At 67.3% G+C, this 16,912-nt stretch carries 10 protein-coding genes; 5 read left to right on the forward strand and 5 right to left on the reverse strand.

The features are described 5' to 3' along the window. Positions 1-156 precede the first annotated feature (156 nt). The 3 genes from M9980_RS08680 to M9980_RS08690 all read right to left on the reverse strand — a co-directional run bounded on the left by M9980_RS08680 (position 157) and on the right by M9980_RS08690 (position 8,864). On the reverse strand, positions 157-6,588 hold the full coding sequence (locus tag M9980_RS08680) for a VCBS domain-containing protein (protein WP_250749343.1): 6,432 nt from the start codon (positions 6,586-6,588) through the stop codon (positions 157-159). A gap of 355 nt (positions 6,589-6,943) precedes the next feature. Further along, entirely contained in the window at positions 6,944-7,957 is a 1,014-nt protein-coding gene (locus tag M9980_RS08685; RefSeq protein WP_250749346.1) for an AraC-like ligand-binding domain-containing protein, read from the reverse strand. A gap of 163 nt (positions 7,958-8,120) precedes the next feature. Further along, positions 8,121-8,864 (reverse strand): Crp/Fnr family transcriptional regulator, encoded by a 744-nt coding sequence (locus M9980_RS08690; RefSeq protein ID WP_250749349.1) that lies wholly within the window; start codon positions 8,862-8,864, stop codon positions 8,121-8,123. A 148-nt stretch (positions 8,865-9,012) separates the two neighbouring features. On the opposite strand from M9980_RS08690, the gene M9980_RS08695 reads away from it, so the two are divergent. From M9980_RS08695 to M9980_RS08710, 4 genes are all read left to right on the forward strand, one after another. After that, complete coding sequence (locus tag M9980_RS08695) at positions 9,013-9,999, forward strand: ferritin-like domain-containing protein (protein ID WP_250749351.1); 987 nt, start codon at positions 9,013-9,015, stop codon at positions 9,997-9,999. 35 nt (positions 10,000-10,034) lie between these two features. Then, on the forward strand, positions 10,035-11,039 hold the full coding sequence (locus tag M9980_RS08700; RefSeq protein ID WP_250749354.1) for a ferritin-like domain-containing protein: 1,005 nt from the start codon (positions 10,035-10,037) through the stop codon (positions 11,037-11,039). A gap of 95 nt (positions 11,040-11,134) precedes the next feature. Then, positions 11,135-12,460: an Nramp family divalent metal transporter gene (locus M9980_RS08705; protein ID WP_250749356.1), complete on the forward strand. Its 1,326-nt coding sequence runs from the start codon at positions 11,135-11,137 to the stop codon at positions 12,458-12,460. A gap of 65 nt (positions 12,461-12,525) precedes the next feature. After that, on the forward strand, positions 12,526-13,473 hold the full coding sequence (locus M9980_RS08710; protein ID WP_250754854.1) for an aldo/keto reductase: 948 nt from the start codon (positions 12,526-12,528) through the stop codon (positions 13,471-13,473). Positions 13,474-13,721: 248 nt separating this feature from the next. Here M9980_RS08710 and kynU read toward each other — a convergent pair whose 3' ends face one another. Together kynU and M9980_RS08720 are read right to left on the reverse strand one after the other, a co-directional pair. Beyond that, on the reverse strand, positions 13,722-14,945 hold the full coding sequence (gene kynU, locus M9980_RS08715; RefSeq protein WP_250749358.1) for a kynureninase: 1,224 nt from the start codon (positions 14,943-14,945) through the stop codon (positions 13,722-13,724). Beyond that, on the reverse strand, positions 14,942-15,733 hold the full coding sequence (locus M9980_RS08720) for a tryptophan 2,3-dioxygenase (RefSeq protein ID WP_250749360.1): 792 nt from the start codon (positions 15,731-15,733) through the stop codon (positions 14,942-14,944). The genes kynU and M9980_RS08720 overlap by 4 nt, the downstream gene beginning before the upstream one ends. A gap of 52 nt (positions 15,734-15,785) precedes the next feature. Here M9980_RS08720 and M9980_RS08725 point away from each other — a divergent pair, with 52 nt between their 5' ends. Beyond that, positions 15,786-16,898 (forward strand): S-(hydroxymethyl)glutathione dehydrogenase/class III alcohol dehydrogenase, encoded by a 1,113-nt coding sequence (locus tag M9980_RS08725; protein ID WP_250749363.1) that lies wholly within the window; start codon positions 15,786-15,788, stop codon positions 16,896-16,898. The last annotated feature ends 14 nt before the right edge of the window (positions 16,899-16,912 follow it).

Below are 16,912 nucleotides of genomic sequence, written 5' to 3' on the forward strand. Positions count from 1 at the left end.
GCCAGCCTGACGCCCAGCGATCGGACCCGTCCGGCCTGCGGAGTGCGGGCGGGCGCCGTCCCCCTGAACGCAGACATCCCGCCGCCCCTGCCGGGGCAACGGGATGGAACTGTCCGGCTGCCGGCCCCCGACGCTTAGGGGGCCGGCAGACCGCCATCAGGGAAGGACCGGTGCGACCAGGAAGTCCGGCACCACCGCCGGGGGGGCCGGCATGTGGAACACATAGTCCTGGCCCGGCTGGTACCCGTCGACGCCGTTGGCATTGACCACCAGGAACGTGCTGCCCGACAGGTCGCCGGCGTTGGGCGTGAAGAACACCGCCGCTCCGCCTGTCAGCTGCGCGCCGATCGACGCCGCAAGGTCGTCGTTGAACGATGCGGTGTTGAGCGCGCCTCCCGACACGCTGGCATAGCTGTCGTGCGTGCCGCCGATGCGGATCACGTCGCTGGCATAGTCGAAGTCGGGGAAGCTATCATATCCGGTGCCGCTCGACTGGGCCGCCCCGGTGTAGGTCAGCAGATCCTGGCCGGCGCCCGTCGATAGGGTGACCGGCTGGGTCGCCCCCGACAGGTCGAACATGTCCGACCCGTTCGCACCCAGCGTCAGGACGACGCCGTTGGCGAAGCGGAACTGCTCGACGTTGACGAAGCTGGTGGTCTCCATCCCGTTCGCGTTGGCGAAGGTGACGTTGCTGCCGGCGCCGCGCGTGATCGTATAGTCGTTGTAATTGCCCTCCAGCACGCCGGTATCGGTGCCCGATCCGCCGTCGACGATGTTGCTGCCCATGCCACCGTGCAGCACGTCGTTGCCGGTGCCGCCCGACAGCGTGTCGTCGTCACCCTCGCCATAGAGCGTATCGTTGCCGGTGCCGCCGGCAAGGTTGTCGTCGCCGTCGCCGCCGTGGATCACGTCGTTGCCGTTGCGTCCGAAGATGAAGTCGTCGCCGGTCCCGCCGAAGATGAGGTCGCCGAACAGCCCGCCCTGGAGGTTGTCGTCGTTAGGCGTGCCCGCCGGCCCGGCCTCCAGCGTGCCGTCGATGTGGATCGTCACCGCCTCGACCGTCACGGCATCATGGGTGTCGGTGATGCGCACGTTGAAGGTCGCATCGACGCTCTGCCCCGGATCGAGGAAGTCGAGCGCCTCCGCCGTGAAGCTGTACACGCCCGTCACCGGATCGATCGAGAAGCCCGCGACGAGCGCGTCGATCTGCGTCGAGGTGAGCACCACCCCGTTGCCGACGACGGTGCCCTCGCCTGCCGTATGGCTGAAGCCGAAGGTGTCGCCGACGTCGTCGGTGACCTTCAGCGACCCGATGACCGCGATCGGCGCATCGCTTTCGGTCACGGCCTGGACGATACGCGCGCCGCCTGCCGGGAAGGCGGGATTGGCGACCGAGACATGCATGTCGAAGGTCGTCCCGGCTGTCAGCGGATTGGCGGGGCTGTCGTTGCCGAGGCCGGGGAACCGGTCGATCGCGACGGTGTAGGTGCCCGCGGGCAGCACGACCTGGATCATGCTGGCCAGGCTGTAGGTCTCGAGCGGATCCGAGCCGTTGTCGTCGTTGCGCGCGACGACATTGCCCTGCGCGTCATAGATCACGATCGTGGTATCGACGCCGAATTCGCCATTGCGCGGATTGTCGACATCGATCGTGACCGCGCTGCCGCCGGCACCGACGGTGAAGCTGTAGTGGTCGATGACGTCGGCGGTCGCGGTGCCGCGGATCGTGACGAACGGTACCGTCGCCGCGCCGATCACCTGCGCGTCCAGCCCCTTGGCGAACAGTCCGTCGAGGCTGATCGCGGTGGCGATGCTGCCGTTGCCGGTCGCGCTGTCGAACAGCTGCGATCCGTTGACGATGGGGGCGTCGTTGGTGCCGTTGATCGTGAAGGTCACGACCTGTGCAGTGCCGTCGGCGGTGCGGACGGTGAAGCTTTCGCTGCGGCTGTCGCCGACCGCGATTTCCTGCACCGCGCGGGCGTCGTTGTCGACAACATAGGTGTACAGGCCGTCCGTGCGCACCACGAGCGAGCCGTAGGTTCCGGTGATGTCCTGCGCCTGGAACGAGGATTCGCCCGTGTCGGCATCGGTCACCGTCAGCGTGCCCGACACGCGGATGACGTGCATGTCGTTCGGACGCGTCACCACGTTGACGTCCTCGGTCACCGAAGCCGTCAGGGCGCCGCCAACGATCGCGGTATCCTGGGCGCCGTTCAGGGTGATCGTGAACGTGCCGGTGTTGGTGGCGTTGGTCGCCCCCGACCCGTCATCGACCATGATCGTGTAGCTGAGCGTGACCGCCTGCGTCAGCGCGTTGATCGCGGCGTCGTTCGGGGCGAAGGTATAGCTGCCGTCCGGGTTGACCGTCAGCGTTCCATAGGCGTCGTTGGTCGCGTTCTCGCTCGCCGATCCCGCGCGCGAGAAGGTGTATGTGCCGTTGGCATCCGCGTCGGTCAGGTCGCCGACCGGCGGCTGCGCGACGCGCAGCACCATGACGGAATGCGCAATCGAATCGATCCGCCCCGACACGTCCTGGAAATCGTCATAGGCCGCGGTGTCGTCATACGTCGCCAGCGATCCGCCCTGGAGCATCGGGCGATCATTGGTGCCCTCTATCCGAATCGTCACGACCTGGCTGGCGCTGCCGTCCTGCGACGTCACCGTGAAGCTGTCATAGGCGACCTCACCCGCGCCCAGCGCCTGGATCGACGGCTGGTCGTTGGGCGCCAGATAGCGCCACGCCCCGTCGGCGTTGATCGAGAAGGTGCCGTAGGTGCCCTGCACCCCCGTCTGCACCGCGGTATGCGCCTGGCCGGCATCGACGTCGCTCGTCACGATCGTGCCGAGCGCCTTCAGGAAGCCGAAGCTGTTCGGATTATCCTCGACCACGGTCGCGCCGAACGATCCGGTCAGCGTCGCGGTGTCGTTGACGCCGTTGATCTGGACCGTGAACGTGGCGGTGGAGGTCGATCCGGCATTGTCGGTGACCGCGACCGTATAGCTGACGCTAGTCGGCGCGGTGAGCGCGTTGATGGCCGCGGCGTTCGGCGCGAAGCTGTAGCTTCCGTCGGGGTTGAGCGTCAGCGTGCCGTAGGTCGTGTCGGGCGTGCCGGTCAGGCTGTAGGTATAGACGTCGCCGACATCGGCGTCGCTGAGGTTTCCGACCATGCCCGCCCCGACCGTCGCGGCGGAGGTGGTGTCGATCTGGCCGGTGACCGCGGCGAAGCTGTCGGTCGCGCCGGTATCGTCGATGGTGGCGAGCGTGCCCCCGGTCAGCGTCACGGCATCGTTGGTGCCGGTGATCGTCACCTTCACGCGGATGCTGGCCGACCCGTCGAGCGTGGTCGCCATGAACCCGTCGGCCAACTGATCGCCCGCGCCGAGCGCCTGGATCGCCGGCAGCGCGTTGTTGACGGTATAGACCCAGGTGCCGTTCGCCTGGAGCGTGAAGCTGCCATAGCCGTTGCCCCCCGCCACCGTGCGCGCCTGGAACTGCGATTCGCCTGTGTCGGGATCGGTCGCGATCAGCTGGCCGGTCGCGGTCAGGTTGCCCCCCGTCACCGCGACATCCTCCGTCACGTCCCCGCGCGAGACGCCACTGATCGACGCGCCGTCGTTGGTGCCGGTAATGGTGATGGTCAGCGTCGTCGGGGTCGAATCGCCCAGGTCGCCGTCGTCGGCGGTATAGACGAACTGGTCGATCGCGGTGACGCCCGCCGGCAGCGCGCGCGTGCCAGCGTTCGCGACATAGTTGTAGCTGCCGTCGGCGTGGATCGTGAGCGTGCCGTTGTTGCCGGCCAGCGGCTGACCGACGCTGCCGGCCACGCCGTTGAACGCGATCGCGCTCACCATTTTCTGGTCGCCGGCACCCTGGTCGAGGTTGATGTCGTTGGCGAGGACGCCCGACGCCGCCGCTACCGTCAGCGTGCCGAGTTGCTGCACACCACCGGTGTCGGCGCGACTGTAAACCACCGCATTGCCGCCGACGACCTGGATGCTGACGGTTTCCGCAGGACTGATGAACTGGATCCGCTCGATATTCGTGAGTGTGTCGATCCCGAGACCTGCCGCCGACGCATTGACCTGAAGCGTTCCGAACGCCTGCTGCGCCATGCCGTCCGACACCATTGACGTGCCGTAGATAACGGTATCGAAGCCGCCACCGCCGTCGATCTGATCGTTGCCACCTCCACCTTCGACGACATTGTCGTTGTCGTCGCCGATGAACTGATCGTCGCCCGAACCGAGCGCAAAATTCTCGAAGTTCGCAATCGTGTCGACGCCGCCCTGAACGCCGGCATTCACCTGACCCGAAACAAGGTTGACCTGAACCGCATTGGTCACGTTGCCATAGTAGAGGGTGTCGAAGCCAGCACCCCCATCGAGCACGTCGTTTCCACCACCACCCGAGATGAAGTCCGCGCCGTTGCCGCCGTTGATGACGTTCACGTCGGCGTTGCCGAAGATACGATCATCACCAGAACCGCCGGTGACATTCTCGAAATTCCGGAAGGCATCGGTGCCGATCTCAACACCGGTAGCGAAGCCCACCAGCGTGTCGGTGGGCAATCCGGCATTCGTAAGAATCGCAGCGATTGCCGCATTCGAAGCGCGATTGTCGAGATTCATGTCGACGTACACGCCCTGCGACGTCGACGGGTATACCAGCGTGTCGGTGCCGGACTGGCCGTCGTAGAAGTCGTCGCCCGCGCCGGCGCCGCCGTGGACGATGTCGTTGCCGCCACCGGCCAGCACGACGTCGTTGCCGGCACCGGTCTCGATCTCGTCGTCGCCCTCCCCGCCGTCGACATGGTCGTTGCCGCTGCCGGTGGTGACGCGGTCGTTGCCGCTGCCGGCGTCGACCGTGTACGCGCCGCTGCCCGATGCATTGACGACGTCGTCGTCGATGCCGGTCGCGATCGTCTGGGGCGTGGCGCTGGTGATCGTGATCACGTCCTTGTTGTCGACCCCGTTCACCGTGATCGTCACGGTGGCGGTGACGCCGCCGCTGTTGGTGTAGGTGAAGCTGTCGGTCGCCTTCGTCACCGCATCGGGCGACGAGCCGACCAGCGCCAGATACTCGAACTTGCCGTTGGGATCGTAGCTGTAGCTGCCGTCGGCATTCAGCGTCAGCAGCGCGCCGGACGCGAGCGTCACCTGGGTGCCGACGCCAGCGGTCGACCCGTTGACCGCGGTCACGGTCGCGGCAGGGCCGCCGTCCGGATCGGTATCGTTGGCGAGCACGTTGCCGGTGACCGCCGAGGTCTCGTCCGTGGTCGCGGTGTCGGCGATGGCGGGCGTGTCGTCGTGCGGCGTGATCGTCAGGGTCGTGGTCGCGACCGCGCTGTTCGCCTCACCGTCGTTGGCGACCACGGTAATCGTGCGGGTGGCTGTGGTCGCCGTCGGTGTGTCGCTGGTGGTGCCGTAGCGGACCTGGTTGATCGCGGTCGAATAGGCCGCACCCGTGGCCGCGCCCGACAGAACGAGCACCAGGTCGCCGCCCTGTACGACCGGCTGCGAGGCGGTGATCCCGCTCGGCAAGGTACCCGCGATCGACAGCGTGTCGCCCGCCTGCGTCCCGACGATGCGCACCGTCACCGACACGACGCGGTCGCCGCCGGCTTCGTTGGCATCCGCGATCACGGCGCCCGATGCGATCGCCGCAGCCGCGCCGTCCTCGGTATAGGCGGCGGCAAAGTCGATGCCGGTCGCGGTGCCGTTCAGGTCGACGGTCGGGGCCACGTTCGAACCCGCAGACACGGTCGCTTCCGCGGTGATATTAAGGCCGACGAAGAAGATGTTGTCGTCGCCGCTGGCATTGCGCGTCACGATGTTCGCGGACGTCGCGCCCTGCGCCAGGAAGCCGCTCAGGTCGTAGAGCTCGTCGTCGTAGCGCGTTCCGGTGGTCCCCGCATTCGGATCGGCCGGATTGGCGATCGAATCGCCGACACCGCCGATGGTGATGAGCGCACCGTTCGCATCGGCGCCGTCATCCGATCCGCCGGCCGACGAGGTAAGGCGCCGACCGTTGACGTCGATCGTCGACTGCTGCTGCGAGCCCCCGCCCTGATAGCTGAAATCGATGCCGACCGACATGATCGCCTGGAAGCCGGGCAGCGTCTTGTCGACGCCGTTTGCGAAGCCGATCGCGAACTGGTCGCCGGCGGGATTGCCCGCGCCGTCGGCGAAGACGATCGTGCGGCTGGTCTCCGCGGGATTCGAATAAACCGTCGTCAGTGCGAAGCCGTCGATGTTGGCCCCGCCGGAACCGGAATTGCGCACCGGGATATCGAACGTCGTGGCGCTGCCGCTGCCGACGATCGAGGCGACCACCGCGGTGACGTCGACGCGGTAGGTGCGCAGCCCGTTGCTCTGGATCTGGCCGAGAAATTCAAAGGTCGTCAGCACCGTCGTGCCGAGCGTGATCGATGTCGGCGCGACGTTGCCGTAGGACGTGACGTACAGGAACGTCTTCTGAACGGCGGATCCGGTCGGAACCTCGACCTGGAAAGTCCCGCCCGTACCGGGCGCACCGTCCAGCGACCAATTGCCCTTGCCGCTGAAAGTATAGCTGGTTGCCAGTGTCATATCATGTCCCCCGCTCGTCCCGGCGCACCGGAATCGTGTCTGTTGAAAGTCTGGAAAGTGGCTGGTCGGCGTCGATCGACGACCGGCGATGCTATCGGCGGATCCCTCGGAACCGCAGGCGCGTGTGCAACATTACCGATGCCCCCTCGCGCCGCCCGACGGATCGCGATCCGTGCAACGCCTGTGCTGATTTCGCGGAGGACGGGCGCGGAACATTCCGGCACCTCACCCCACTTGCCGGGGTTCTTAGCGGCTTGTCGCGCGCTAACGCTTGTCCCACCGTCCGGAATCTTTGACCGGAGTCGGACAAATTCTTACAATAAAGCTAATGCACCCGCTCGCGTCGCGGCAATAATCAATCGGTGCGGCGCCTGCGCGGCGTCACCGAATAGGTCGCGCGCGTCGCTTTCGCGCTTTGGCGTGCTTCGCTGGCGGTCATGCCGTAAGCGGCGCGGAACGACCGGGCGAAATGCGCCTCGCTGGCAAAACCGAAGGCAAAGGCGATCTCGCCGATGCGCCGCGTTTCCCCTTCGGCTTCGAGCGCGACACGCGCGCCGCGCAGCCGCCGGCTGGCGATGAAGCGCGACACCCCGCCGAACCGCTCCATGATCGAATAGAGTTCGGACCGCGACATCCCGAGCTTCGCGGTCAGCCACGCGGGACCGAGCTCCGCGGAGCCCAGCCGCCCATCGACCAGCCGTTCCGCCTGGGTGATCGTCACCCGGTCGCGCGCGCTGACGGTGTCGCCGCGGTCGTCCGGATAGCATTCGAGCGCGATTGCCAGCAGTTCGAGGAACACCCGCGCCAGCATCGGCCCCGCCGCTCCCGGCAGGGTTTCCAGGGCTGCCGGGAAGGTCGCCATCAGCGCGACGAGCGCGTGCGCGGTCGTCGACTCCAAGACGCGCCCGTGCAATTCGCCGACACCACCCGCGACCGCCGGCACCATTGCCCGCGGCACGGCGACGTTGACGACGTTTCGCGCGGTCCGGTCGGCGATGTCGAAGGGCTGGCCGTAATCCAGCAGCAGGATGGTGCCGGGCGTGCTGTCGACCACGCGTCCGCCGGCGTCACCCTGCGCGACACCCGCAACGATGTACTGAACGCCGATGGAATCGTAGCGATCGTGCGCGATGCGGGTCGCTGTCCGACGCGAGCGGCGTGGCGATGCGTCGAGCGTCAGCACGCTCAGCGCGCCGAGCTGGAACGCGTCCATCCGCGCCGAAAACCGGTCGCTGAGGAACGTCGTCTCGAGAATACCGTCGAGCCGGTCGAGATACGCGCCGCGACGGTCGCCCTCGTCCAGCCCCGCGGTGTCGAAGCGCAGAGTCGAAAGATCCCCCGTCAGCATCGGAACCGCGTCCCGACGCACCGCCCCGACTTCCGCCGCACCATGCCACCTTTTTCGAAATGCCAGGACGCCGACGAACCGAGTCCCCCCGGCGGCGAAGTGACACAAACTCACGACGAGCCGCAAGGGGCATAGTTACTCAGCCGTTACGATCATCCCGCCCCGGGACGCTTCGACGACGGCTTTAGCCCTTCCCGAACGGACCGATCAGGCGGCTGTAGCTCGCTTCCGCGCCGCCATAGCTCGCGCCGGCGATCGCGCGCAGGCCCACGCGGTCGCGGACGACGATGCGGCCGCGCGTGCAGCGGACGATGCGGTCGCCCTCCAGAATGTGCAGCCAGTCGGTGACGCTAGCGCGTCGGACGTTCAGCGCCGCCGACAGCTCGATATGCGTGACCGCCAGATCGTCGCCGGCGATGCGGTCGTGCAGCATCAGCAGCAGCCGCGCGAGCCGCGCGTCGATGCCGTCGCGCAGGCTGGAGGCGACGGTCTGCGCCAGCTGCACGGTGTAGCTCTGCACGAACCGCAGCAGCGAGGCGCGGAGGCTGGGGCGCCGGTCGCACAGATCGACCAGCGCGTCGGCGGCCATCGTCAGCGCGGTGCCGCCGTCCAGCCGCGCGACCGATCCGTGCACCACCCGCTCGTCCGACAACAGGACGGGCCAGCCGATCATGCCCTCCGATCCGACCACGCCGACGTCGACCTGCGTGCCGTCGGCCAGCGTCTCGCAGATCGAGGCCACAAGCGTTTCGGGGAACCAGACCTGCGCATCGACGCCGCCGCCCGGCAGCCGCATCCCGCCCGACACCGACACGCGGCACAGGTACGGGGCGAGCATCGCCGCATCTGCCGCACCAAGGCTGGCGGTCAGGATGTTGCGCTGTAACGCAACGCGATCGAACGCAAGTGTCGTGACCAAGCTCTGCACACCGGCCCCCCTCTAATGTTTTGCAGTACCTCCGACGAAATCGGCTGTTTGGATGCACTGTGTGCGCCAACGGACACAAAAATAAGTCGCTGGAACGGCGACCATAAACAGCCGTTCAATGGCGGATATCACAAAGGGAGGAACCCTGATGGCCGAAGATGTCGAACTGATCGAGGCGCTGGATGCGCGCGTACAGCGTCGCGAGGAGCGACGTGAATTCTTCCGGGCTCTCGGGGGTGCTGCGATGTTTGCGGGCGGTACCGCCGTCGCGCTCGGCGGTGGGATGACCGCGTTGCAGGCGCAGACTGCGCCTACCGATGCCGACGTCCTCAACTTCGCGCTGAACCTCGAATATCTCGAGGCGCAGTTCTATTATTATGCGTCTTACGGCACGGCATTGCCGAGCTCGAGCACGTCGGGCGGCAGTGGGGCCGCGGGTCCGCTGATCACCACCGGCGCAGGGGCCGTGCCCTTCACCGACCCGGCGGTTCGGGCCTATGCCCGCGAGATCGCCGACGACGAAAAGGCGCACGTCGATTTCCTGCGGTCGGCACTCGGCACCGCTTTCGTCGCGCAGCCTTCGATCGACATCTCGGCCACGCCGACCAGCGCGTTTTCGAACGCCGCGCGTGCCGCCGGCCTGATCGGCGCCGGGGCGACCTTCAACCCCTACACTACGGACGAGAATTTTCTTCTCGGTGCCTTCATCTTCGAGGATGTGGGCGTAACCGCGTACAAGGGCGCATCGCCGCTCATCACCAACAAGACCTTCCTGGAGGCCGCCGCTGGCATCCTGGCGGTCGAGGCCTATCACGCCGCGATCGTCCGCACGACGCTGTATGCCAAGGGGCTGACGACGCCGGCGCTGATGCTGGTCGAGGCGACCGAGGCGATCTCGGGCGCGCGCGACAGCCTCGACGGTACGACCGACCTCGATCAGGGCGTCGCCAACGTCTCCGATCCCAGCGGCAGCCCGGCGAGCAACATCGTCCCGCTCGATACCAATGGCATCGCGTACAGCCGCACGACCGGCCAGGTACTCAACATTGTGTACCTGAACCGCGCTCAGGTGACGATGGGCGGGTTCTTCCCCGCCGGTGTCAACGGCACGATCAAGACCAGCGCCGCAAACTGACGCGTACCGCCAACTCAATCAGGGAGCTGACCATAATGGAACAGCATCAGATCAATGAAATCCTGGCGGCGTGCGACAAGCGCCGCGACGAACGCCGCAGTTTCCTGCGCGCAGCAGGTGGCGCCACCGCCGCCGTGGCTGGCGCTGGCCTGCTTGCCGCCTGCGACAAAACCTATCCGACGCCGGCGCCTTTCCCGACCCCCACGCCTAGCCCGACGTCCTCGGCGACCACCGATGCCGATGTGCTGAACTTTGCGCTGAACCTCGAATATCTCGAGGCGCAATTCTACAGCTACGCGGCGTTCGGCGTCGGCCTGAACAGCAATCTGCTGACGGGCACCGGTGCGCAGGGGCCGGTCGCCGGCGGGTCGCGCGTGCCCTTCAGCGATCCGCTGGTCGCCAATTACGCTCGTGAGATCGCCCGGGACGAAATCGCGCACGTCGCGTTCCTTCGCTCGGCGCTGGGCAGCTCTGCGGTCGCCCAGCCGGCGATCGACATCAGCGTGTCGCCGACCTCGGCCTTCTCGAACGCGGCGCGTGCGGCGGGGCTCATCACCGCGAGCACCGACAGCTTCAACCCCTATGCCAGCGACGAGAATTTCCTGCTCGGCGCGTTCATCTTCGAGGACGTGGGCGTCACCGCCTACAAGGGCGCGTCGGTGCTCATCACCAACAAGACCTTCCTCGAGGCTGCCGCGGGTATCCTGGCGGCGGAGGCGTATCACGCTGGGCTGGTGCGCACCGTGCTGTACCGCAAGGGGCTGACCACGCCGTCGCTCATCTCCGCGACCGAGAGCATCTCGAACGCGCGCGACAGCCTCGACGGCGGCTCCGACCTCGACCAGGGCGTCGCCCCCAGCGGTTCGGGCGCATCGCTCAAGTCGAACATCGTGCCGACCGACGGTAGCAGCGTCGCCTACAGCCGGTCGGCCGGGCAGGTGCTGAACATCGTGTACCTCAACAAGGCCGCGGCGACCGGCGGTGGGTTCTTCCCGTCGGGCGTAAACGGCACGATCCGGACCAGCGCCGCCAGCGGCTGATCCGCGCCGTCATCGATACTTAAGCCCAAGGGCGGTTTGCTCCCCGAGCGAACCGCCCTTAGTCTATGCGCCACCGCAACAGGAGAGACGCCGACATGCCGCCGCCGCTGGCCGCCGAAACCACCGCCGATCCGCGCGCGAGCCTGGCCGAAGTGCATCGCAGCGTCGCGGTGCCGGCGATGGGCGGCCCGTTCTGGCGGCGGCTGGGCGCGTTCATGGGGCCGGGCTATCTGGTTGCGGTCGGCTATATGGACCCCGGCAACTGGGCGACCGACATCGCCGGCGGATCTGCATTCGGCTACACATTGCTGTCGGTCATCCTGCTGTCGAACCTGATGGCGATGGTGTTGCAGGCACTGTCGGCGAAGCTAGGCATCATCGGCGGCCTTGACCTGGCGCAGGCGTGCCGCGCGACCTATTCGCGGCCGGTAAACCTCGCGCTGTGGGTGCTCTGCGAACTCGCCATCGTCGCGTGCGACCTGGCCGAAGTGATCGGCACCGCCATCGCCCTGCAACTGCTGTTCGGCATCCCGCTAGTGCTCGGCATCGTCATCACCGCGATCGACGTGCTGCTGATCCTCGGGCTGCAACGCTATGGTTTCCGCAAGCTGGAGGCGTTCATCGTCGCGCTGCTGATCGTCATCGCCGGCTGCTTCGCGATCGAGCTGGCGTACGCTCAACCAAGCCTCGCCGCGATCGCCGACGGGCTGATCCCGCGCACCGAGATCGTGACCAACCCGGGGATGCTCTACATCGCGATCGGTATCCTCGGCGCGACCGTGATGCCGCACAACCTCTACCTCCATTCCTCGATAGTGCAGACCCGCGCGTTCGATCCGTCACCCGCGGGCAAGCGCGACGCGCTGAAGATGGCGACGATCGATTCCTCGGTCGCGCTGATGCTGGCGCTGTTCATCAACGGATCGATCCTGATCCTCGCCGCCGCCACCTTCCACACCGCCGGGCGTACCGACGTCGCCGAGATCCAGGACGCCTATCACCTGCTGACGCCGATGCTGGGCGCCGGTATCGCCAGCACGGTATTCGCTATCGCGCTGCTGGCGTCGGGTCAGAATTCGACGATCACCGGCACGCTTGCCGGGCAAATCGTGATGGAGGGGTTCCTGAACCTGCGGTTGCCGATGTGGCTGCGGCGGATGGTGACGCGGCTGATCGCGATCGTCCCCGCCGCGATCGTCGCCGGGCTGTACGGCGAGAGCGGCACCGCGAAGCTGCTGGTGCTCAGCCAGGTCGTGCTCAGCCTGCAACTCCCCTTCGCGATGGTCCCGCTGGTGCGCTTCACCAGCGATCCGGCGAAGATGGGCGACCACGCCAACCGCGGCTGGCTGAAGTACGCGGCATGGGCGATCTGCGCGGTCGTGATCGCGTTGAACGTCACCCTGCTCTACAATTTCCTGTGAGCGCCGCCGCCCTCCCCACCCGCAAGATCGGACCGTTCGCGGTGTCGGCGATCGGGCTCGGCTGCATGAACCTCAACCATGCCTACGGGAAACCGCCGAGCCGCGAGGATGGCGCGGCGCTGTTGACGCATGCGCTCGACACCGGGGTGACCTTCTTCGACACTGCCGCGCTCTACGGGATGGGGGAAAGCGAGCGGTTGGTCGGCGCGACTCTCGGCCACCGGCGCGGCGAGTTCACGCTGGCGAGCAAATGCGTGCTCGACATCCGCGACGGCAAGCGCAGCCTGGACGGGTCGCCCGCCGCGATCGCGACAACGCTGGAGGGGTCGCTCAAGCGCCTCGGCACCGAGCATATCGACCTCTATTATCTCCATCGTCTCGATCGCGACGTGCCGATCGAGGAGTCAGTTGGCGCGCTTGCCCGCGCGGTCGAGGCGGGAAAGATCGGCGCGATCGGCCTTTCCGAAATGTCCGCCGCCACAATCCGCCGCGCACATGCCGTCCACCCCATCGCCGCGGTGCAGAGCGAGTATTCGTGCGTGGTGCGCAATCCCGAGATCGCGGTGCTCGACACGTGCCGCGAGCTCGGCATCGGTTTCGTCGCCTTCTCACCCGTCGCGCGCGGGTTGCTGGCGGGCGCGGTGCGGAGCGACGATTACGGCGCGACCGACCTGCGCGCGTCGATGCCGCGTTTCACGGGGGAGAATCTGCGCCACAACCTGATCGCAGTGACGGCGTTCGACGCACTGGCGCGGGAGGTCGGCTGCACGCCCGCGCAATTGTCGATGGCGTGGCTGCTGTCGCGCGGCGACCATGTCGTGCCGATCCCCGGCACCCGCAGCATCGCGCATCTGGACGAGGATCTGGGCGCGGCGTCGGTCGCGATCACGCCCGAGGTGGCGGCGCGCATCGACGCGATCTGCGCGAAAGACGCGATCCGCGGCGCCCGCTATCCGGCAGCGATGCAGGCGCAGATCGACACCGAGACGTTCGCAGACGAGGAACTGGCGTAGGCGCTGGAACGGGAAAACGTGGTTCCCTCCTCCGTTCGTTTCGAGCGAAGTCGAGAAACGGCTACGGGCGCTCCCGGAGCGGTTTCTCGACTTCGCTCGAAACGAACGGGGTAATCTGGCGCGCTATTCCCTCCACCCGTTCGTGCTGAGCACAGTCGAAGCACATGCCAAGAACGCAGCGCGTGCGACACGTCCTTCGACTGCGCTCAGGACGAACGGGGTGGTGGACCACACACTGCGCAGGGCGCTTAGGTCACCGCCCCCCGCGCGCGGTACCGTGCGACGTCCCACGCCCCGCTCGCCAGCACCTCGCCCAAAATCTCCGCCGCCCGCCACACGTCCTCGAACCCGAGGTACAGCGGGGTGAAGCCGAAGCGCAGCAGGTCGGGTCCGCGGAAGTCGCCGATCACGCCGCGCGCGATCAGCGACGCCATCACCGGGTATCCATCGGCATGCGCGAAGCTGACGTGACTGCCGCGCGCCGCCGGATCGGTCGGCGAGGCCAGTGCGAGGTCCGGGCACCGCGAGCCGACCTCCGCCACGAACAGCTCGGCGAGCGCCCGCCCCTTCGCATAGAGCGCCGCCAGATCGACCCCATCGAACGCCGCCAGCCCGGCCTCAAGCGCCGCGAGCGCCAGGATCGGCGGGGTGCCCGCCAGCCAACGCTTCATGCCGGCGCCGGCTGCATAATCATCGCCGAAATCGAACGGCGTCGCATGCCCCATCCACCCCGTCAGCGGGGAGGCCAACCGCGCCTGATGCCGCTCCGCGACGAACAGATACGCCGGCGCACCGGGGCCGCCGTTCAGATATTTATACCCGCACCCGACCGCCAGGTCGGCGCCCGCGCCGTTCAGGTCGACCGGCACTGCGCCGGCGCTGTGCGACAGGTCCCACAGCATCAGCGCACCCGCCGCGTGCGCCGCCTGGGTTACCGCGGCCATGTCGAACATCGCGGCGGTGCGGTAGTGGACGTGGGTCAGCATCACCACCGCGACGCGCTCGTCGATCGCCTCGGCAATGCGCTCGCGCGCCACCGTCCGCACTTCCACGCCCGGCAGCGTCGCGGCGATCCCCTGCGCGATATACAGGTCGGTCGGGAAATTGCCCGGCTCGGTCAGGATCACCCGCCGCCCGCCCTGCGCGCCCAGCGCCGCGACCAGCAGCTTGTGCAGGTTGACCGAGGTTGAATCGGCGACGACGACTTCGTGCGGCTGCGCCCCGATCAGCGGCGCGATTTTCGCTCCGACCCGCATCGGCGCGTCGATCCAGCCGGCGTCGTTCCAGCTGCGGATCAGCCCCTCGCCCCACTCGCGGGCCACCGTGTCCGCGACCCGCGCCGACGTATCGCGCGGCAGCACGCCCAGCGAATTGCCGTCGAGGTAGAGCACACCCTCGGGCACCGCGAACCGCGCCTTCAGCGCCGCAAACGGATCGGCGGCATCCAGCGCCCGCGCCTCATCCCGCGTCAAAGCGCCGTCCTCACGCTCAGCAACTCGGGGAAGAACCCCTGGTCGAGCACTTTCGCCAGATAAGCGACGCCCGCCGTCCCCCCGGTCCCGGTCTTGAAGCCGATCACCCGTTCGACCGTCTTGAGATGCCCGAATCGCCAGAGCTGCACGTGATATTCGATGTCGACCAGCTTTTCGGCCAGTTCGTACAAATCCCAGTATCGATCCGGTTCGGCATAGACCGCGCCCCAAGCCGCCTCAACCGCTGGCGACGCGTCATAGGCTTGCGTCCAGTCGCGCTCCGTCACTGCCCCGGGAATCGCGAACCCGCGCCGCGCGAGCAGGCGCAGCGCCTCGTCATACAGGCTCGGGCGGTGGAGTTCGTCGCGCAGCGTATCGGCGACCGCGGGCTCGCCGGCGTGGATGTCGACCATGTCCACCCGCTTCGCGCCCAACAGGAATTCGACGAGGCGATACTGGTCCGACTGGAACCCGCTCGACGTGCCGAGCCGCCCGCGCATCGCGGTGTAATCGGCGGGCGTCATCGTCGCGAGCACTTCCCACGACTGGATCAGCTGGGTCTGGATGCGCGCCACCCGGCTCATCATCTTGAACGCCGGGGGCAGCGTGTCGGCGATCACCGCCGCCCGCGCCGCGCGCAGTTCGTGCAGGCTCAGTTTCAGCCAGATTTCCGACGCCTGGTGGATGCTGATGAACAGAAGCTCGTCATGCGCGTCGGTCAGCGGGGTTTGCAGCGCCAGCAATTCGGGCAGCCGCAGGTAGCTTCGGTAGGTGACGTTGATGGCCATTGCCCCCTATAGCCCGCCACACGTCCCGTCCGCCAGTTCAGGAGCCGCCCCCGTGAAGACCCGCGCCGCCGTCGCCTTCGAAGCCAAACGCCCGCTCGAGATCGTCGAGCTCGACCTGGAGGGGCCGAGGGCCGGCGAGGTGCTGGTCGAGATCATGGCGACCGGCATCTGCCACACCGACGCCTACACGCTGGACGGCCTGGACAGCGAGGGCCTGTTCCCGAGCGTGCTGGGCCATGAGGGTGCGGGCATCGTGCGCGAGGTCGGTGCGGGCGTGACGAGCGTCGTGCCCGGCGACCACGTCATCCCGCTCTACACCCCCGAATGCCGCCAGTGTAAGTCGTGCCTTTCGGGCAAGACCAACCTGTGCACCGCGATCCGCGCGACGCAGGGGAAAGGGCTGATGCCCGACGGCACGACGCGCTTCAGCTACAAGGGGCAGCCGATCTTCCACTATATGGGCTGCTCGACCTTCTCGAACTTCACGGTCCTGCCCGAGATCGCGGTTGCGAAGATCCGCACCGATGCGCCGTTCCAGACCAGCTGCTACATCGGTTGCGGCGTAACCACCGGCGTCGGCGCGGTGACCAACACGGCGAAGGTGCAGGCGGGCGAGACGGTCGTCGTCTTCGGGCTGGGCGGCATCGGCCTGAACGTCATCCAGGGCGCGCGGCTGGTGGGGGCGTCGCGGATCGTCGGCGTCGACCTGAACCCCGAGCGCGAGGCCTGGGGCCGCCAGTTCGGCATGACCGACTTCATCGATGCCCGGGGCAAGTCACGCGAGGAGATGATCGCCGCGGTCGCCGCGCTGACCGACGGCGGCGCCGACTATAGCTTCGATGCGACCGGCAATACCGACGTGATGCGCACCGCGCTGGAATGCTGCCACCGCGGCTGGGGCACGTCGATCGTCATCGGCGTGGCGGAAGCGGGCAAGGAAATCGCCACCCGCCCGTTCCAGCTGGTGACCGGCCGCAACTGGCGCGGGACCGCGTTTGGGGGCGCGAAGGGGCGCACCGACGTGCCGAAGATCGTCGACTGGTATATGGACGGCAAGATCGCGATCGACCCGATGATTACGCACATCCTGTCGCTCGACGAGATCAACAAGGGTTTCGACCTGATGCATGCCGGCGAAAGCATCCGCAGCGTCGTCGTTTACTGACCCCAAGAAAGAGG

Origin of the sequence: Sphingomonas donggukensis, from assembly GCF_023674425.1 — a bacterium.
In the GTDB taxonomy this organism is placed as follows: Bacteria; Pseudomonadota; Alphaproteobacteria; order Sphingomonadales; family Sphingomonadaceae; genus Sphingomonas; species Sphingomonas donggukensis.

Bases quoted from the DNA above. Each gene is read 5' to 3' on its own strand.
- M9980_RS08705 (WP_250749356.1), top strand. From the start codon at position 11,135: ATGCCGCCGCCGCTGGCCGCCGAAACCACCGCCGATCCGCGCGCGAGC.
- M9980_RS08680 (WP_250749343.1), bottom strand. From the start codon at position 6,588: ATGACACTGGCAACCAGCTATACTTTCAGCGGCAAGGGCAATTGGTCG.
- M9980_RS08695 (WP_250749351.1), top strand. From the start codon at position 9,013: ATGGCCGAAGATGTCGAACTGATCGAGGCGCTGGATGCGCGCGTACAG.
- M9980_RS08720 (WP_250749360.1), bottom strand. From the start codon at position 15,733: ATGGCCATCAACGTCACCTACCGAAGCTACCTGCGGCTGCCCGAATTG.
- M9980_RS08700 (WP_250749354.1), top strand. From the start codon at position 10,035: ATGGAACAGCATCAGATCAATGAAATCCTGGCGGCGTGCGACAAGCGC.
- M9980_RS08710 (WP_250754854.1), top strand. From the start codon at position 12,526: ATGAACCTCAACCATGCCTACGGGAAACCGCCGAGCCGCGAGGATGGC.